General features: G+C 40.8%; 13 protein-coding genes. 9 read left to right on the plus strand and 4 right to left on the minus strand.

Annotated features, from left to right (window positions below; all coding sequences use genetic code 11):
• Nucleotides 1-320: 320 nt before the first annotated feature.
• A complete protein-coding gene (locus D0466_RS19145; protein ID WP_117324136.1) occupies nt 321-1,268 on the plus strand; it encodes a hypothetical protein in 948 nt (315 codons plus the stop codon).
• Between the two features lie 22 nt (nt 1,269-1,290).
• Complete coding sequence (locus D0466_RS19150; protein WP_117324137.1) at nt 1,291-1,482, plus strand: hypothetical protein; 192 nt, start codon at nt 1,291-1,293, stop codon at nt 1,480-1,482.
• Nucleotides 1,483-1,510: 28 nt separating this feature from the next.
• Here D0466_RS19150 and D0466_RS19155 read toward each other — a convergent pair whose 3' ends face one another.
• Entirely contained in the window at nt 1,511-1,696 is a 186-nt protein-coding gene (locus tag D0466_RS19155; protein ID WP_117324138.1) for a hypothetical protein, read from the minus strand.
• A 750-nt stretch (nt 1,697-2,446) separates the two neighbouring features.
• Between D0466_RS19155 and D0466_RS19160 the strand changes: the two genes are divergently transcribed.
• Nucleotides 2,447-6,514, plus strand: a complete 4,068-nt coding sequence (locus tag D0466_RS19160) for an InlB B-repeat-containing protein (protein WP_117324139.1) — start codon at nt 2,447-2,449, stop codon at nt 6,512-6,514.
• A gap of 203 nt (nt 6,515-6,717) precedes the next feature.
• Here D0466_RS19160 and D0466_RS19165 read toward each other — a convergent pair whose 3' ends face one another.
• Entirely contained in the window at nt 6,718-8,523 is a 1,806-nt protein-coding gene (locus D0466_RS19165; protein WP_158555960.1) for an Ig-like domain-containing protein, read from the minus strand.
• 447 nt (nt 8,524-8,970) lie between these two features.
• Entirely contained in the window at nt 8,971-10,935 is a 1,965-nt protein-coding gene (locus D0466_RS19170; RefSeq protein ID WP_117324141.1) for an alkaline phosphatase family protein, read from the minus strand.
• Nucleotides 10,936-11,438: 503 nt separating this feature from the next.
• Here D0466_RS19170 and D0466_RS19175 point away from each other — a divergent pair.
• Both D0466_RS19175 and D0466_RS19180 read left to right on the plus strand, forming a co-directional pair.
• The gene (locus D0466_RS19175) at nt 11,439-13,076 is read left to right on the plus strand and encodes a DUF262 domain-containing protein (protein WP_117324142.1); all 1,638 of its coding nucleotides are present in this window, start codon (nt 11,439-11,441) and stop codon (nt 13,074-13,076) included.
• A gap of 12 nt (nt 13,077-13,088) precedes the next feature.
• Nucleotides 13,089-15,266: a DUF262 domain-containing protein gene (locus D0466_RS19180; protein ID WP_117324143.1), complete on the plus strand. Its 2,178-nt coding sequence runs from the start codon at nt 13,089-13,091 to the stop codon at nt 15,264-15,266.
• A 102-nt stretch (nt 15,267-15,368) separates the two neighbouring features.
• Here the strand turns inward: D0466_RS19180 and D0466_RS23110 are convergent, their stop codons facing one another.
• Nucleotides 15,369-16,211, minus strand: coding sequence for an anthrax toxin lethal factor-related metalloendopeptidase (locus tag D0466_RS23110; protein ID WP_233522718.1), 843 nt, complete (start codon nt 16,209-16,211; stop codon nt 15,369-15,371).
• A gap of 384 nt (nt 16,212-16,595) precedes the next feature.
• Between D0466_RS23110 and D0466_RS19190 the strand changes: the two genes are divergently transcribed.
• The 4 genes from D0466_RS19190 to D0466_RS19205 all read left to right on the plus strand — a co-directional run bounded on the left by D0466_RS19190 (nt 16,596) and on the right by D0466_RS19205 (nt 20,172).
• Nucleotides 16,596-17,495, plus strand: coding sequence for an acetamidase/formamidase family protein (locus D0466_RS19190; protein WP_117324144.1), 900 nt, complete (start codon nt 16,596-16,598; stop codon nt 17,493-17,495).
• Nucleotides 17,496-17,510: 15 nt separating this feature from the next.
• A complete protein-coding gene (locus tag D0466_RS19195) occupies nt 17,511-18,836 on the plus strand; it encodes an APC family permease (protein WP_117324145.1) in 1,326 nt (441 codons plus the stop codon).
• Nucleotides 18,837-19,345: 509 nt separating this feature from the next.
• A complete protein-coding gene (locus D0466_RS19200) occupies nt 19,346-19,750 on the plus strand; it encodes a hypothetical protein (protein ID WP_117324146.1) in 405 nt (134 codons plus the stop codon).
• Nucleotides 19,751-19,809: 59 nt separating this feature from the next.
• Nucleotides 19,810-20,172 carry a hypothetical protein gene (locus D0466_RS19205; protein WP_117324147.1) on the plus strand — a complete coding sequence of 121 codons (363 nt, stop codon included), beginning with the start codon at nt 19,810-19,812 and terminating at the stop codon, nt 20,170-20,172.
• Nucleotides 20,173-20,657 lie beyond the last annotated feature (485 nt).

A 20,657-nucleotide genomic window follows, 5' to 3' on the forward strand; every position in this document is an offset into this window, starting at 1 on the left:
ATGGAAAGCTGCATGGAGAGTATGATATCTCCAGGGCTTTTCTTTTTTTTTGCAGGGTTTTTGGTGTCTGTGTTGAATTTATGTTATATCCTCTAGTTGGATTCCTCTTGTTCTCTTCTGTTATTATCCTCTACTTACTCCAAGCTAACACTGTAGGATTCTACTATTTTCATTTTTATTTATTTTTCTGTAAGTACAATTAATTTGTCAGGAGGTTGTTTATTTTGACTGTGAAGATTTCAAGTATTGGTTTAAAAGGGTTGGAAGGATACTATTAACTTAGGTTTTATATAGTGATGAAATAGATATAGGGTGATGAAATGAACCAATTTAAAACTGATAAACCTGCTTTCTCTGACTGGATGAGGAGTATTACCATTGGTTTGTATATCGTTTTAGTAACGGTAATAGTTTTACATACTATCGTCGAGCTCTATAATGTTAAGAGTAAAGAAAATTCGCAAACAGAGCAATCCGATTCAAAGGACATTGAAAAGGGTAACGGAAAAACATCTGCAAGCAATGAGAAAGAAATGGTTAATAAACAGGAAAAAAGTACAGGTGAGAAGAAAAAAGAAAGTAAGATCACCGTGACGGAATTAGTGGTAAAGCCAATCGTACAGAATAAAGTTGTGCAAATATTGTTAAGCAATTTGTTCTATCTCTTAGTGGTGGTTTTAATGTTTTTGGTGATTCCAGCTGGGCTTTATAGACTTAGGAGATTTAAGATATTCAATCTGGAGTTTGAGGTCAATGATAAAGACGAGGCCATTATTGAAACATTTGAATTAACTGCTTCTAAAACAAAGTTTCTTGCAGAAATGACGCGGACAGTTGAGAAAGAATATTATATGGAGCAGAAACACACAGGGGAAATAAATCAGTTTCTGTTTGAGTTCCTGCAAGAAATGAGAGATTTTTATAAAGCAGAGTTAGGTACGCCTTTTTCATTTGAGTTGATCACAAAGGAAGAAATGATGTTTGATCCGTATATCTTCTCTAGCAGAGTAATGGACAGCCTCGGATATATAGACGAAGAAATGGAACCGGTTATTATCAATAAGTTTAACCGGGATAATATTCACGAAAAAAGTTATCTCATATATAAAGGAGTATTTGAGGAAAAAGAAACTTTTATTGTCCTTTCACGTCATAGATCGGAATTCGATCAGTATGATAGATCAGTATTACTGGGTATTGTGGAATTAGCTAAGCAATATGAAGACGACTATTTATCACTGGAAATACTAGACAAGGTTCAGGTATAATTAACGAAAGAGGTGAATATTTATGGCTAAGAATCCAAATAAAGTTATCACCCTAGAACTTACCTCACAGGCTTATATTGATGCGGTGTTACGGGCCAAGAAAGTGTTATCCGGCACTACATCAGATTCATCAAGACCTCCCAGAGTCAGGAAAAGAGCTGTTAGAATACGGGCAAATGACCCGCTGGTGACTAACCTGATTGAACGGCATTAGGAGAACAAATCTCCAATTGTCAAATGAGTTATCTATCTATGTTAAACTTTTTAGCTAATATACTCTGTATGTAGTGATTATTAGAGATGAATTCTGAAGCCGTATTTAGTTCACTTGCTCTTACACGTTTCGTTCTAATTGGTTTTTGTTTTGGATCGTGTAAAACCTCTTTCGCTTTAAGGATCGCTGCTTTCTGTTTTTTTGAAAAATCCAATTGGCTTACCCCCTTGTGACAGTACGTTATTTTAACGATCAATAATTCAAACTTATAGATAAGATACAGTTTTAGATTGATAAATATGATGAATTTTATGAGTGGGAATTTGACAAAATCCTGTTTAATGAGCGTATTTAAGTGTTTACACTTATACTGTCAAATTTTTTTGTTAACCATTCAATCTAATGGTTCGTTTTTCATCAAATTCACAAAAAACCCGAACTGAATTCAGTTCGGGTTTTTGTATGGAATATTATATTAATATTGAAGCCCGAAAGAAAGGCATCTGTAGTTCGCAGCTGTGTCGGTTTGTCCGCCTAAAGTTTGGATCTCACCGGAGCGCTGCTTGTTGGGACTCGTGTAATTCCTGATGCAATGGAGACTCTTTGATTCTTAACATCCCTCTCAAGCCGGCAGCCGAAGAAGTCATTCGCAGGGATTAGCCAACATGAGAGAGATTCTGGGAATTGGAGGGGGCTGAGAACGGATTCAAGAATTCAAAAAAGTATATATCGGAAAGAGGGGACAAAAAATGCCCAGGAAGATTGCAACTCGTCAGGGCGTTTAACACAGAGGAAAGGGTATTACTTTCCATCGAACAATTAGACTGGTAGTTGCTTCTTTAAATCCCAAAATGCACCATTATCCATGTTTTTCTCTAAACGGTAAAATAATAATGCATCTATTTCCTTAAGAGGAGAAAGGCTGAATAATTGGAAGCAACTATCATAAAATTGTGGAGGAATTATGAAACATATAATAATCAGGGCTCTATTATTATTAATTTTAGGGCTAGTCTTATTTTTAGAAGTGGGACCGCTGGGTTCCTCGCAGCCCAACGTAGCAAGCGCCTCTGATTTTAAACAATTGGACACAGTCCCTGAGGGGTTTATGGCCATTTATTCAGTTGCCGACCTGGATAAGATACGGGACAATCTCAGCGGAAAATATATTCTGATGAATGACATCGATATGACGGCTGCCCTTTCAGAGGGTGGGGAGTTTTACCATGGAGGAAAAGGTTGGGAACCAATCGGGGATCCTCATTCCTATTTCAAAGGAGTTCTCGATGGAAACGGGTATAAAATAAGTGGAATGTCAATCAACACTCCTTCTTCTGGGGAAACCGTATATGCCGGTTTATTTGGGTACTGTTATCTTGCTGAATTCAAAAATATCATATTCGAAGACGCTATAATTAAAATGGATATGACCCATACATCGGATAGTCCAGAGGGGTTGCATAAATCTCTTTTTATTGGCGGATTGGCGGGTTCTGTTCAGGAAAGCAAGGTTACTAATTGCGAGTTTAATGGGGTGATCACATTCTCCAATAATAATGACTATGCATATAAGTCTATTAATACTTCGTCCTACGTTGGCGGATTAATAGGAAACGGCGATACTTCGCAAATAACAGATTGTATCAATAATGGGGCTGTCCAGGGTAAGACATTGAGCATAATTGAAAATCCAAAAAACTCTGGGGACGATAATGTTGGCGGAGTTGTCGGTTATAGCCAAGAAACAACCATCGAAAACTCCCATAACTACGGAGATATCTCTGCGTCCACCAAACCTTCTGCAGGTGATGGCAGGGCAAACGTTGGAGGAATAAATGGCACATCCTATCGTTCTAGTATTTTGAATAGCTCCAACTCTGGCGATATAACTGCCGAATCGAACTATATGACCTATGCCGGTGGAATTGCCGGACAGATTTCTGACCAGATAGGAGAGCCTTCCTCCATTAGCCACAGCTCAAATGCAGGGGCTATTCTGACTAAACAGACTAGTGCTGATAGAGAAAACGCGGGAGGAATTGTCGGATATTTGACTGAGTCTTCCCTTACATACTCCGAAAATACTGGTCCTGTTCAGGGGACACATGCCGGCGGGATAGTCGGAGATGCAACTGGCATAGAAGCAACTTTTGATAATGTAAGCAATAAGGGTGGTATTTCAGGAACTGAGCGTTCAGGAGGAATTGTCGGATCATTAACTGGAATGAAGATAAGCAACAGCCAAAATACAGGCAGGATTACTGGAAGTGAAGAGCGGGGTCTTGCAGGAGGAATTGCAGGGTCTACATCCAGTTCAACCATAACTGATAGTGAAAACCTCGGTGAGATTACCGGTCTAACAGCCGCTGGAATTGCAGGAATGAATCGTGGGAGCAATGGCATCATAGCCGATTGTATAAATAAAGGTAAGGTCACAGGTAATTTTGTGGCAGGTGGGATAGCAGGAGAATTTTATGGCACCACTATTTCGCAAGGCCAGAATATTGGCAGTGTTAAAGGTGGACTAGCCGGCGGCATTGCTGGATCAAGCAACCAGTCCAGTATTGCCAAATCATCCAATAATGGCATGGTAAGCGGGAACACGGTTGGCGGGATATTGGGATCCGATAGCCAAAAGTCCTCGATCAAACAATCGTATAACACCGGCACAGTGAACGGAGATACAGCGGGAGGAATCTCCGGTGGATTGGTCGGCTCGAATGTGTCGGACACCTTCAATATCGGTGCCATCATCGCTACAGATAATGGTGGCGGAATTGCTGGATTTGCAGAATCAGGGGCCGTCATAAAACGTTCTTATCATGCTGGCAGCTTATCTGACCGCAAAGAGTCGGTATTTCCTTTCGGCGGGATTATTGGAGGCGCCCCTTGGGAATCAGCCAGTGTAGAGGATGGCTACTATATGGATAGTTCCATTGCCCTGCATCAGCCAACAAACATCAAAGATTATGGGGTTGAAGTAAGCTTTGCAGAAATGATGCAGCAGCCCGCTTTCAAAGGTTTCGATTTCCAAAATATTTGGATGGAGGGAAATGCTGATTATGTATTCCCTCAATTAAAGGGCATGCCTGCCATAGAAAAAGAAATGAATCTGAATGTCATTTTGAAAAGCGTGCCTGAAAAGTTATCGTATGTAAAAGGCGAAGATTTTCAAGCTGAAGGGGCGGCGCTTTCGGTTCGGACAAGCCGCGGAGAGGAGTTCGAAGTTCCAGTAGTAGCAGACATGGTCAGCGGATTTGATAAAGACCGGGCTGGACAGCAAACCGTTGCCATTACACATGGAGACCTTACCGCTTTTGTTAATGCTTCCGTACAAGAAAAATATGATGTGAAGTTTATAGATTACGATGGGAAAGAACTGAAAGCTGAAACAATCGTCGAAGGTTCATCGGCAACGCCGCCGGAGGAACCATCCAGAACAGGTTATACATTTACGGGTTGGGATACCGACTATAATAAGGTCACCTCCGATTTGACGGTGAAGGCTAAATATGAAATAAAGCAATTTACGGTGGTCTTTAAGAATGAGGATGGAAACGTGCTGAAGTCCGGCCAGGTTGGCTATGGCTCAACCATTACCCCTCCGCCGAATCCAAATAAGACAGGTTATACCTTCACCGGGTGGGACAAAGAGTTTGGTACGATCACTGCTGATTTAACAGTCACTGCTAAATTTGAAATCAATCAATATACCGTTATTTTCAAAGATTGGGATGGAACGGAGATTGGGGCTCAAAAGGTTGAATATGGCGGATCAGCGCAAGCGCCGGCAGACCCATCTAAAGTTGGACATACTTTCATAGAGTGGGACCGGAATTTTACCAACGTAGCAACCGATCTAACCGTTTCTGCGAAATATCAGCCCATCACCTACACAGTGATATTCGAGGACTACAATGGTACAATCTTGAGTACTTCAAAAGTAGCTCACGGCTCAGCGGCGGCGGCCACTATGCCGCCAAAACGAACAGGATATACCTTTGCCGGATGGAACCAGGTCTTTAATACTATCACGTCTGATTTGACAGTCACCGCCCAGTATAAGGTGAATCAGTATAAGGTTGTATTCAAGAATGATGATGGAGCGGTGATCAGCACCCAAATGATTAACCATGGAGCGACAGCCATAGCTCCAGCCGTAAAGAAGACGGGATATACCTTCACAGGCTGGAATCAGGATTTCAAAACAGTCACAACAGATCTAACGATTACGGCAAAATATAAGATCAACCAATATACCGTTACATTTAAAAATGACGACGGACGGAGCATCGCAACGAACAAGGTTGATCATGGAACACTTGTCGCCGCACCAAAAGTTCCGGCGCGATCAGGCTATACTTTTGTCGGATGGTTTAAGTCTTCGAAAGACACATCACCTTACAGCCTGAAAACGGCCATCAGCTCTAACTTGGTTTTATATGCACGATATGCCAAGAACACAGCAGCTCCGGCATCTGTTAAAGCAGTGTCGGCAGGCTTCAGCCAGGTGAAAGTAAGTTGGGGACGTGTTTCGGGTGCACAAGGATACGAAATTTTCCGGGCTTCCTCTAAAACCGGAGACTACAACAAGATTGCAACGGCTAGTTCCAGTACATTGGCCTATTCCGACCGCACTCTTTCAACTAATAAGGCTTATTTTTACAAAATACGTGCCTATCGCACGGTGAATGGAACAAAAGTTTACAGCTCATACTCCAGTACAGTAAGCGGCATTCCTGTTCTTGCCAGACCTTTTGGATTGAAAGCCGCTAAAGCAAGCAGCACGTCTACGAAATTATCATGGAGTAAGGTTAGTGAAGCCAGCGGTTATGAAATCTTTAGGGCGGCCAGCTCTAAAGGGACTTATACGAAGGTGAAGACTCTTACATCAGGTTCAGCTGTAAGCTACACAAACACAAGATTGACCAAAGGCAGGACATACTATTACAAAGTAAGAGCGTACCGCATTGTAGACGGTAAAAAAATATACAGTGGATTTTCCAGCGTTGTCTATCGTAAAACCCTGTAATTTATTAACGATAACAAGAACACTGAAGAGTAAGCTGCAAAGCTAATAGACAGGACAAGCCCCTTCTCTAAAGAGTCGGGGCTTTCATTCTGTCCTTTCATTCTCGAATAAAGAAAGTTTATAAGTGTTTGCAATGAAATATATAGGCTTGATATAAAATATGATATTTTCAGCAAAACCGTCACTAAAATTTTTTCTTTTCATCACTCTTTCATTTGGTTTTGAAGAGTCGATACATTCCATAAGATGGTATCATGGGGTGTGCTGCCCGGCTGGATTGAATCATTTTTATATAATACAAGCAGGGACTTTCCATCGGGACTGAATGAAACATTCAGTGCGGGTTTGGGTTCTCTCTCAAGCTTAATTTGTTGTTTGTTATATTGCGTATTGAGATGTTTTATTAATACCATACTGTCAGTTTTGTATATCTCAACGGAACCGTTTTCCTTTGAGACCCCTATCATTTTTCCGTCAGAGCTTAAGGTGAAATCATTTATTTGGCTGTCTTGCGCATCAATTGCATGATCGACCATGCTTGTCCCAAGGTTGATAAATTCAATCTTGGAATCACTGCCCTCTCCCGAGAGGACTACTAAATATCGGTCATCCTTACTGAAATCAATCCCTCTTAAATTTATGACAGGTAAATATTCTTCAGTCGTGTTTTTAAAGGTGTCAAATAAATGGATGTGGTTTCTATTTGGGAACAAATTAGCAGATATGGCGACTTTATTGCCATCATGGCTCATCGTTAAAAAAGTATCCCCGCCATCCCAAGAACTGCTATCCCAGCTATTTTGGGAAATCTTTTTGTATTGAAGTTCCAGTTCTCCAGTATGTAGATTTATTAACTGTTTGTCATAGCCATTTGCAAGGGCCAGCCATTTTCCGTCAGGAGTGTAGCGCCGTTCATATTTATCAATCGAGAAAAGTTCTATATTCATTTCCGTATCTAATGTTTTAATTCGCTTAAACTGATTCGTATATTGAGTGATCTTTCCATTTGCCTCTGTTTCCCATAGCCCGTTTCCGTGGAAGTCCACGGCACCTTCAAAGGTTCTGATTACTCTTCCGGTTTTAGCATCATACACTGATTGGCCATAAGCAAAGAGCTTTGCGTCATCGGACCAGGTAACATTCCAAATACTTATTCCAGGGCGTGTATTGGCCGTCCATAAATAATCAGATACCTTTACGGTGAGCTGTTTTTGTTTATCTTCGGCAATTGCCATGATTGTGGCCGTGCCTTCCTGAAGCCCGGTAATCGTGCCGTCATCATCGATCGACAGAACATTTGCAGGGCTGATTTCGTATTCAATGTTAGCGGGGCTGAATTCTGCTTTTTTCATTTTGATAATCGTTTGAAGCGACGTTTGTTCCCCGGGGGAAATGACCGATTTTTCGGCCCTGACATCAAATTTTTCAATTTTAGAAGAAGCTTGAACAGGAAGGATTACCGACTTGGCCCCAGCTTTTACGACAATATTAGCTCTGCCTTCTTTTAATCCCGTTACGGTTCCTTTTTGATCAACCGACACGAATTCCATATCGGTAGATTCATAGGTTAATTTTGGCGGTTTGCTGTTCGCCGGATTCATGGTGACACGGGCATCGATTTTAAAGGTATCATTCACGTAAATAACGCCTGGTTTTTGTGATAGGGCAATCTTTTTAACGTCAGGTTTTACTTGGATCACAGCCTTTAGCTTACCTTTTCCATTCCGGGCTGTAATCGTTGCCGAACCCAGACCTTTTCCAGTTATTTTGCCAGTCTTATTGACAACGGCCACCTTGGCATTGCTCGATGTAAAGGTGAATGATCCTTTCAGCTCTTTTGGAGGATTTTGAATCTTCGACTGTATCGTTTCACCTATTGCGATTCCGGACTTGGCTACATATAGTTTTGCCTTCCCGCTTGCCTCAGCAGACCCCGCATTCTCTAGAAATAATAGAGCGAGGAAAACAATAGCGAGACCGCCAACTGATTTTTTCAAATAGCTAAACAAAAGTAGCACCTCTTTTTTTGAAAATATAGTAATATTTTACCACTTATAAGATGGATAGCGACAACACTTATATCGAAAAAGATACAATTCTGGCCCCTTATTAGGCTAAGACTTATTCGGGATAGGGGCAATTGCTTATTCAATGGATGCTTAGCAGTGTTAGATGGTTTGGAAGGTATACATGGAGGGTGCATCATTAGAATAGAATTTGTAGATCCTCCTGGAAGAATAGCAGTGGATGGCGATGGTACCTCGGTACCTTTTTCTCGAGAAAAAGGCGGCGGATATTATGAGAAAATAGACCAAACGCTGTAAGCGAGAAAAGAAGTTAGATGCGGAGGTTTTACGATTAAACTGAGCCTGCCACTCCCCGGAATTATTCGGGGAGTGACAGGCGTTACCTATTAACCAGGGATTAAAAATGCAGTTGCAGCAAAAGGTGGGCTGCTACTCTTTTATCCCTTCTTTAATCTTTTTCCCTTCGACAAATGAAGGGGTTCGCAGTCCTAAGAGACTGTATACGGTAGGTGCAATGTCCAGGTTCGATATGGGATGGATCGTTTTATCTTTTTCGATCCGATCTCCTATGGCAAGGAACACCGGTTTTAATTTTTCACGGTCTGGATCTCCGCCATGGGTTCCCAGTTCCAGGGTAGGTGTAACTGCTTTCTTGTAATCTTTTCCCATGACATAGCCGGATCCGGCCAGCAAGAGAATATCCCCTGAATGCTTATTATCGAGACTGTCTATTCTCTTTGTAATGATTACGTTTTTATAAGGGTGGACTTTTTCTTCGATTAAATAATGATAGAGATTTATAGCATTCTCCTTGTAAAGCGGAATATTGAAGCCCTGACTGGGTATGCTTTCGGCGGTTTCCCTGATTGTATGCTTGAAGTAGCTGAACTTCCCCGTTGGCTTGATTTGATAAGTTCTAAACAATTGCACGATTTTCTTTTCTACTTCTTCGTAATCATCCCATGGAACGGCCCCTCCCTTTTCCCTTTCTTTTACATTAATGTATACATGTGCAGTTCCACTGGAGGACACTGCATACGCGCTTGAATTCTTACTATCAATTTTGCCCTCTTCATCAAGCTTCAACAGGCCTGCTTTCTTTAACAGATGATTAGGATTGAGCATCGAATGGGCAGGCTCCATGCCATGATCGGATACAATGAATAAGTGATCCCTGCTTTTAAGGGATTCAAGTGTCCTGCCTACGACTTGATCGGCTAGTTTGTACGACCATTCAACGTAACCCATATACTTCTTTGACTTTTCCTTTGTGTAGCCAGGCTGCCGTGGATCGGTCAGTAAAAATTGATGCTCCTCATGATCGATTTGCGGCGCGTAAAACATTAACAAATCGGGCTTGTATTTATTCTTGATATACAGTGATACATCCGTAACCCAATCGACAAACCTTGTGCTGATTTGTTCATATTCCTCCCGCGAGATCCATCCCTTGTTAAAGGCTTCCGAATCATCCTGTACTGGGAAAAAACCGAATGTATCGTGAATATCCTTTGCAAAGCCGTGAGGGCCGTCGATAACACCCGAGGAAACGGCAGTCCGGTACATCGTGACGCCATTTAAGTCATCCGGTGTCTCCTTGAATTTAAACCAAAATCCTGCCATAAGGCCGCCTTTTACAGGCAAGGGGAGAGACGCCCATTCATCTCGCTCTGCGACTGCATCCTTTTCATCGACCTGTTTATCGTCGGACAATATGAATGTTAGATAGTTTCTTTTGCCGTCATTGGTGGAATCAACAGCCAAAACATGAATGATTTGATTCTTTGCTTTCTCCATCTGTACCTCAAAACTTGCTTCAAATAATGGGCCGAAATGTGTCCCGGGATATTTCCAGCCGTGTGCTTCCTTAAATGAGAGCTTTTCCAAATTACTCGGGGACCACGTTTCTCCATAATAGACAGAATAATTCCCTTGATGTCCGGCCGTCGGGTTGGCACCGGCAAAAGCTACTGTCGCGGTCGTCTTCCCTTGTTTTTTTGCCTCTACCCAAAGGGGATTAACCTGCAGTCGGTTTTTAAATGCATCCTTGGTATTGAGAAGTTCTGTTTCAGGTTCATGCCATTGGTTGCTGACAAAACCGGTTTTGGAAGGAGTCGCTCCTGTAGCGATCGCAGCATGAGAGGGAGCTGTTAAAGAAGGGGTAATGGTCTTGGACGATTCGGCCATGATTCCATTGTCCATCACCTTTTTTATTGAAGGCAGTTTACCTTCTGTTATATATTTCCTCGTCAAATCATTTCGCATCCCGTCAAACGAGATCATTACAACCTTATCATGGGATGTTTTATCTGATGGCGCTGCGGAAGCGGACCCGCTCAAGGTAAAGAATCCTATAAAGAGTAAAAATGCAAGTAAGCGTAGTTTGTTATACATATATGTCCTCCTGAGATGTCACTTTCACAGGACTTTACCCGTTTTAAAAACGGTAGTAAACAAGTCAGCACTCTATTTAAGTGTGAAGCTTTTTACTCTCCCATAATTTTGTTTCACAAAATTAGACAAGGATGTTTAGTACAAGCAGACCCAACGACTTCCATGCTCACCGGCATACAACAAAAAAAGGTTGGAAGTGGAGTATTTATGACATATGATGTTTCGTGTCGTAATTGATTCTTAAGGTGGAAGAACGTCCCGTTTTTGAGGTGCATTTCCGAAGGATTTAATATCATCATACGTAGCGCGTTATGTGACCCTGCTAATTTTTCATCAGGGTAGTTTGCTAGAATTTAATGGAACGATTGATTAAGAAAAAGAGAGAACCTGAAATTACAACTGTGATGGTGCCAGGGCCGAATTGGATAACAAAAGTAAAATGTAATCCGATAAATTAAACGATGGTGGAAAGATAGTAACTGGGTGAAAATGGAGGTTCGACTATGGCAAGTTTCATTAAAATGAAAACGGTAAACGATCTTCGGAGAGATATGTCATTTTTCATACCGTCCTATCAAAGAGGATATCGCTGGGATGAACAGCAGGTATTGAATTTATTGAATGATATTTATGATTTTATGCAATCTGATTCGTCTGACTTTTATTGTTTACAGCCTATTGTAGTTCGAGAACGCAATGGCGAAGCAAATGGCAAAAAACATTATGAAGTAATTGATGGCCAGCAGAGATTAACCACGATTAAAATTATTTTATCGTATCTGGGAAGATCGAATTATGATATTACCTATGAAATACGGCCGGATAGTGAGAAAACCTTAAATAATTTAGACAGTGTTGAACCGCAAAAAAATATTGACTTTTTTTTCTTCAAGAAGGCATACGAAACGGTGAAAAACTGGTTCAATGCTCCACGAATGGATTCGGAAACGCTGGAGGATGAATTTCATATTGCTTTAGGAAAACGCGTGAAGGTCATTTGGTACGAGGTCGACCCTACAATTGAGGTTAGGGAAGTATTTAGCCGCTTGAATATAGGTAAAATCCCGCTAACAAATGCCGAGCTGATTAAAGCGCTTATTTTAACTGCCAATAAAGACCGCCAGCTTGAAATGGCCAATGAGTGGGATTCTATCGAACGTAAACTGCGTGATAACCGATTTTGGTACTTCATCAATCCGGAAAAAAAGTATACAAGCCGGATTGAGCTGCTGTTTGATCTGTATACAAAAAACACACAAAACGAACAGTATGACAAATTCTACACCTTTTATAAAATTCAAGAGCAAGCTGACCTGCGTACAGTCTGGCAGCAAATCAAATCATATTTAGCATTATTGGAAGAGTGGTTTGAGGACCATACGCTCTATCATTACATCGGGTACTTAATGCAGAATAAAGACATCGCTGACATAATAGATGTTTATGAACATCCTGAAATCACCGACAAAATTGCGTTTCGAAACTCTTTAAAGAAACAAATCTACCAGCAAATTGATGGAATTGATTTAAGTGAATTACAGTATGGACAAGACAACCATCATATTAAAAATGTTCTTCTCTTATTTAATATAGCAACTACATTAAATCAAAAGAATTACGATGTCCGATTCCCTTTTGATGCTTATGTAGATGGGAAATGGAGTATCGAACATATACACGCCCAAAATACAGAGGGGCTCCGGACAAAGGAACTTTGGCGGGCGTGGATCAGTGATTCTATTAAACTGTTTGACCAGCTGCATGACCCATCAGATGCAGCAATCATTCAGAGATTAAAGGGTGAGTTACATAATCAAAATTTAACACAAATGGAATTCGATGAGTTATTTACCATGGTTATTGGCTCCACAGAAGAGAGATTTGGGACTGATTTGGATACGCTTGATAATCTGGCTTTGCTCGATCAAGGGACAAATAGTGCACTGGGAAATCACTTTTATCCAGTTAAATATCGGAAACTGTTGGATTATGACAAAAAGGGAAATTTCATTCCTATATGTACACGCAATGTATTTATGAAATATTATAGCCACGAGGTTGAACACTTCCAGCTTTGGAGCGTTTCAGATCGCAGCGGCTATTTAGAGGCAATCAAAAAATCATTTGAAATCTTTCAATAAAGGAGATAAGGCATGACTGCGCCTAATACATTTTGGAAGCTGCTTGAAACCTATGATGTACATATTCCGATGATTCAGCGGGACTACGCACAGGGACGTAATGATGATCGGACGATAGAAATACGTTCTTCGTTACTGGAAAACATAAAGGGTGCTCTTGTCGATAACAAGAACCTGGATTTTGATTTCATTTATGGATCAATAGAAAAGAATGTATTGTCTCCCCTGGACGGGCAACAGCGTCTCACTGTTTTGTTTTTGCTGCATTGGTATTTTGCTGTCAAAGAACAAAAGAACATTTCAGAAACATTGGTAAAATTCTCGTATTCAACCAGGGTCAGTGCCCGTGATTTTTGCGAACAACTAACAAGACAGCCCATTTCCTATACGGAGTTTAATGGAACAACTGTGGCATCAATCATAAAAAACAAGAAATGGTTCCAGTTCCGCTGGAAAATGGATCCTACGGTAGAAGGGATGCTTGTCGTGTTAGATGCCATACACGACATCTATGAATCTATAGATCAACCGGTTTTAGATAAGCTAATGAGTGATGATTGTCCCATCACATTTAGTTTCCTTGAGCTGAAACGATTTGGCTTGGGCGATGAACTGTATATTAAGATGAATTCACGCGGTAAGCCTCTTTCAACCTTTGAGAACTTTAAGGCACAATTTGAACAACTGTTAGAGAAAAACGGCTTTGTTGACGAGAGCAAGCATTTTTCTTTGAAGGTTGAAACGGAATGGACGGATCTTCTTTGGGCCTATCGCGGTAAAGATTACACGATTGATGATGCTTTTATGAAATTGTTTACATTTATAAGCAGTGCTCTTTATCTGAAGGCCCACCTTTCTGTCAGAAGTTCGGGCATTCTTACTAAGGATTTCAGTAAGGTGTCTGATTTAGCAGCTGTATACAATAACAAGGAAAATATAGAGTTTTTATTTGCTGTTTTATCTTTATGGAAGGACCAACAGGAGATTCATCAGGAGTTTGAAACAATCTTTAACGAGTTGCCTTTATTCAATACTGATATACAGCTTTTTGATAAATGCATCAACAATACGCTGCAATTGGATGAACGCATACTTCTTTATACAATTATCGTGAAAAAGCTTGCCAAACAGGAAGGAGACTTAGTGGATACGCTGCGTGTCATTCGCAATTTACTAAATCGTATTCGCCAAGGAAATAACGGTGTATTCAATAGTAACCTCCGTGTTGAAAATATCGGTCCAATTTTGAACGCAATTGATGAAATCGTTATGTTAAATAAGCCTATATATGAAGGGCTGCTTGAAATGGATAGCCTTTCCGGCATTGCCGAACGCAGCTTGTTGCAGGAGAAGGAAAAAGCGGCGCTAATTAAAAAAAATCCGCAGCTAAAGACAGATCTTCACAAGCTTGAGGATATACCAAGACTTAAAGGGGCTGTTCATCTATGGATCGATGCCTTTCTTAACTATCCTAATCAGCTTCCCTATACGCTTATGGAGATTGAAAAGATCAGTCCTGCACTTTTATCTCGTGCCATGCTTTCGATTGGTAATTATCAGGTGAAGATTGGATCCAGCAATTTAGGGGCACGTTATTTATTCGGCGGCAATAGTGCCAACCTTGAATTTTTATGGACTTATAATAAAGATTCCCTGAAACCTTTCTTTACCAAGTTTATTACAGCCATTATGAATTCGCGCGGTCAATCTATGGAGGAGAAAGTTTCATCCCTAATTGAGACGAAAAAATGGACGATGTTCGACTGGCAATACTATTTTATAAAATACGACTCGATGATAAAGGACTATTATCAAGTATTTACTTTCTCTGACAATGACAATGCCAAACTGTCCGGCATCGAACGCCTATCCGGCATAAATTTGCAGTCCGTACACATTAACCCGATTTATGAAGCAATTGTTATGTTAGTTGACGATGATTCTATTTGTAGAATGGAAGACTGTCAAAAGCGTTTGACAGAGCGAAGTGAAATAAAAATGGCGAATAATATCGTCTTCAGGCTAAATGGCACCCAATGGACATACGCAGTTGACACCCAAATGAAGGATGACCTGGACCGCTATGCACAAACAATAAGCAATTACGATATAGTTGAGCAAGGCTATGCTCTTGTCATGAAGGCGCATGAATTAGTAAGCGCTGCTGCGGTGCCTGTCACCACCGGATAATGGAGTTTAAAAGAAAAACAGAGAGTTTTTGGCTCTCTGTTTTTGCGTTTAGCGGATGCAACTGAAATTAACGTTCTCAATATTATCAAATGCCCGCTTCCTCTATAATCCCTTTATAAATTTTACTGTTAAAGGTGCTTTAGCACTCAGTTGTTTCCGTGAAGCAGATGACAAATAGTACATGGCAAAGGTTTCTGCAAAGTATTCTTCAGGATATTGATAATAGGACGCTTTTAATACTTTCTTTTGCTCTGCCTTCCACACTTTGATAAATTTACTTGAATGGCTAATGTCTAGCATATAATCAATCGCATGGGCTGTTTCATGAAGTTCAAGATTTATAGCACCATGTCCTTTTCCTCTTTCACTATATCCTATTCGAACGATTACCGGATTACCGCCTGCCCCGGGGACATCATCCCATGTTAATCCAGTTCCTTCCCATCCTCTTGGTGTAACACCCTTAAATTCTTCCATTTCCGGTTCATTTGTTATTGGCCCATTTACGAGTTTAATATTGTAACCATTTTCGTATAACTGTTTTAATAGCTTTGCTGGAATATTATCCAACCGGCTCAACATTGCATTTGCTTCTTTTTTGTCATATTTTGACTTTGGCAGAATTGCAATTTTTTGCAAATATCTTGCGGAGCTTGATACACTTGCAAATTTTACCTGCTTTGTAAGTGTATATTCCTTTTTACTTTTATAACGTATCTCAGCCCAGCCACTTTTTGTTGCTGTATACACCGTTAGTTGTGTCCCTTGTTTTAAGCTTCCCAGTTTTCTTGACTTGCTTGAAGCCTTCTCCATCACATGCAGTATTTCAATTTTTCCTGTTGCTGCATCGGTTTTAGTTGCGGCTTCAGATATCCCGGGAGGCAGCAGCAAACCTGTAATTAATATAAATGCTAATGCTATTTTCACTATTAATCTGCTTTTCACGATGACTTCCCCTTTAGGTAATAATTACTAGGTTCATTGTAGCATCTTTTTTAGAAAAAATATAAATAGTTTTCTGTAAACAATGTAGTTGTATGCTGAGATGAAAAATTGGTTGAGGAAGTTAGTTTAATAAAATGCGTACACAGGTTTTCTCCGCCAACCATAATAACAATTTTAACCAGCGCTGGGTCCAAACGTTTTTTCTTTATAAATAGTGTAAGTAACGGCCCTCCATATGAGAAACCATGCATTTTATGAATGTAAGGAAATATATTACTGTAAGGGGTTAGCCAAAAATGTTTGTCAGATTATCTTACAAGCTTATAGTGTAATCAGGCCGTTGATGTAAGAATTAACTATATTTATAGGGAAGGAGAAATGAATATGGTCACAATTACGAGAGATCATTCAATCCTGGCCATGTCGCCAAACAATGAAGCAGCAGCGCGAGCAGCATCAGGAGCTGAAGTGGTGTTTCAAACATTGGATTGTTTCAGCAACACCATTACAAAGGAAGATGAATATTTCAGTTCTGTTGGCTGGGATCAAATAAATCCTGCCACTGGTCCTTTATATATAGAAGGAGCAGAAGCGGGAGATATTTTAAAAGTGGAAATTCTTGATATTCGTATCGAAGACCAGGGTGTCATGGCAGTTGGTCCAGGTATGGGCGTTCTTGGGGAAATAATCAAAAAAGAAGCAACCAGGATCATCCCGATTAAAGATGGGAAGGCCATTTTTAATGAAAAGCTTCACCTCCCCATAAAGCCGATGATCGGGGTCATTGGAACCGCTCCGCCCAATGAAGACATTCCAACAGGAACACCGGGGGCCCATGGCGGGAATATGGACTGCAAGAAAATTGCAAAGGGAGCGACTTTATATCTGCCAGTAAATGTTTCGGGTGCATTGCTGGCAATGGGAGATTTGCACGCCATAATGGGGGATGGAGAAATTGTGATTTGCGGCCTTGAAATACCGGGGGAAGTAAAGGTTCGTGTAAGTGTCATTAAAGGAGAAACATATCCTCTTCCGCTGCTTGATGACGGAGAAATGGTGATGACAATCGTTTCAGCCAAAACTGTTGATGAAGCAGCCAAGCAAGCAACGATTTCGATGCATTCAATCCTGGTTGAAAAGCTGGGCATGACCATTGAAGAGGCTGGAATGTTTCTTTCCATTGGCGGAGACCTGAAGATTTGCCAGGTAGTCGATCCCCTTATGACAGCAAGGATGGAGCTATCGAAATCAGTATTTGCTCAATACGGGTATAACTTCAAATAGAAAAGAGGGGTAAATATGTTAAATCGTGTCCTAGGAAAATGGTTATTGCTTTTTACAGGATATGCAACGGTTGTTGCTTCCGGTTTTATGATCGGCGTTGGGGGCGCTGCTGAAGTAGCCGGCCCTCTTACATTTGTATCCTATATCGTATTTGGCGGCCTTGCAACCTTCGCCACGGCATTTGTTTTTTCTGAACTTGCCACCATGTTCCCGAAGTGCGGGGGTGTCTGGGAATATACGAAACAGGCATTTGGAAATGACCATCCATTTTCGTTCATGGTAGGCTGGATTTATTGGTTTGCCCTTTTATTTGGCTTGAACGTCGAGCTTGTGTCAGTGGGCATATATCTTCATGAATTGGTTCCGGCGATACCGCAATGGCTTGGTGCACTGGCGACAGCGCTGGTTTTTATTATTTTTAACATGGTAGGCGTTAAATTATCTACCATAGTAGAGGCCGGTTTTGGCATTATTTTAATTGTATCTTCTGCACTTTTTATCATGTTGGGACTGGGACATCTCGATATAGGACTTTATAAAGACTTTGCCCCGCATGGAACGGTTATGCCGATCCTGCAGACCTTGCCGTTTGTAGTCATTGCCTTTTGTGGATTTGAAGTTGTGGCCACTCTTGCTGAAGAATCCAAGAATCCTTCCAAAGATATTCCTAAAGCTTTGATTGGAGCGGCAACATTCTTGACTGTTTTATTCGGAGGGTTTGCGACTATTTTATTTGGACTATTGCCGGCGAGTGAACTATCGACAGATGCTCCATTATTAAAAGCGGGATCGATGATTTTTGGAGGAATAGGCCTTGCATGGCTCTCCGTTCAAAGCTTTTCAGGTTCCATGAGTACGGTTAATGGAGGAGTCATGGGCCAAACACGTGTCATGTACGCCATGGCAAGGGAGGGGTGGTTTGGAAAAGTATTTGCCAAAGTAGACGAAAAACGGGGAGTCCCTAAGGCCTCTCTCTATTTTACAGGCGGATCCATGATAGTTGTTTCTTTACTGCCAACAATAACTGAGAATGCCTGGGTTTGGGCGGGCTTCCTTGGTGTATTCGGCTATGCGCTAAGTTATATAGTAGCATGTTTTCTCGTCATGTATCTCCGTTCAAAACGCCCGGACTTAAAACGCCCGTACAAAGTACCGTTATATCCGGTCACACCCATTCTCGGCATCGTGTTATATTTGCTGGCCATTATATTCTCAGGCATACAAATTATCATTGTCGGTGGAATATGGTGTTTAGTAGGGGTGGGGTATTACTACCTCTTTGGAAGAAAATCAAGAGCAAAACATCTGGAAATAAGCCCGGAGGAGAGGGAGGCTATCTGAGTATTAAAAGGTGACAGGCACCATCGGAAATCGATGGTGCCTGTCGTTTCGCATTAAAGCACTGGGGGTCAGACCCCCAGTGCTTTAATGCGCTGAGGAGTCAGACCCCTCGGCAGTTATATGGTGACTTGTATATCAGGTTCATTGTTCAGAGGCAGGGAGCCTACTAACAGTAAACGCGGAACCAAAGTGGTTCAAGAAAAATGATGCTACGTATATTCAAGTTCCTTTGTTAGATTAGAATTTTATTAGCTTCAGGCTGAATCCGTCAATATATAATAATTCGCCTGTTTTGGCATCGACAGAGTGCATGACTGGTCCGCCTCCCCAGAAGTCGACGTTTGTGCAGCTTCTTAACCAATTTGCCTGAAATGTCGTAAACTATAACGCAAGTTCAACGAGGAGAAACCTTCCTTTTTTATGGTAATCTTTACTATGTCATACTTTTCTAAATATTCATTTTATGGGATAATGGTAAGTAGATAACTAAGTAATGGGGGCTGCACAACATGAATCTATTCATTATAAATACCAATCAAAAAACAGATAAAAGATATGAACAGGAAATGATTCAGGAGCAAAAATGTGCAGCTTATCGATCTACCAAAACTCATATAGAATCCATCTTGCCAGAGGATAAGGTCCTTCTATACTGCAATGGAAAAGGAATTGTGGCTAGAGGGGTGGCGGATGGCCGTGTTAAAAAGAAAGCGGATAATGGAGAAAACGATGCCGAATATTTTATGAATTTAGAGGAGTTTTATGAATATATTAAAGCGGTTCCATACAGTAAAATCCGGACTATCCTCGAACAAGCAAATCCGTCCTTTGCGAGACCATTTGGTACCACCTCTTTAAAGTTTGGCCATCCTGCTTCAGAAATCATCTGGGAAGAAGTTTGCAAGTATGTTTAAGCCGTGTGCCAATTCACTTATAAATCGTCAATATTTGTGTTGAAAAGGGGAGAATGCAAATGGAAGAAGTGTTGGTTAGGTATATGAGTTTTCCGGATATTGAGGACGGTGTGACCAGTTTTTATCACTTTGCTACTGATAAACGCTGTGCAGAGCCAAGTAAGCGCTACACCAGCAGTACTTGTCATACCCTTGGCGATGAATTAGACGAGCTGGCACTTAAGGTTGGTTTTAAGAAGAGAGAGGCATTTGCCAAGGAACGTAAAAAGAGAAGCTGGAAGAATTCATATGCAAAGGAATTGTCTGCAATTGTGGGGAGTGTATTGGAAACACAGGGGATTGTATGGCATGTCGATGGAAAGGACATTCTATTCCGGTGTCCTAAAGACGAGTTCATTTCGTGGCCAAAAAATAAAAAGTAAGGCAATATAATGTAGCTGTAATTCTATCACATTTTAGTGCAGGATCTGGCGCAGAGCTGGCACCCTTTCTATTAGAGGATAGCCAAAAGTTTGGATATCGCATTTTAACAACCCAAGGCGGTCATCTAACATATGGCTATCCGGCTATAACTGCAACCAGACCAGGCACCGGGATATGGCATTTTGAACCGGATGCATATGATACCGGATGGCGATTCGGATAGCTGTTACGAAATGATTAGTAAACTACCAATAGTAAAGGGAGGGATACTTCGTATGGGTATTCCTTTTTTCATTTCAATATAGCAGGACTATTTTTCTTAATCAAACGTTTGATTAAAGAAGTAGTTTTTTTTTTTCTATTAATTACTATCCTTAGTTTGGTTTCTTTATTTCCTTAGTCAGCAGAGGATAATCTTTTTTATATTTTGTGGAATATTAAGTTAATCGTTCCAAGAAAAAACAATTTATAGTAAAATAATCCT

It is taken from the genome of Peribacillus glennii (assembly GCF_003429105.1).
Lineage (GTDB): Bacteria > Bacillota > Bacilli > Bacillales > DSM-1321 > Peribacillus > Peribacillus glennii.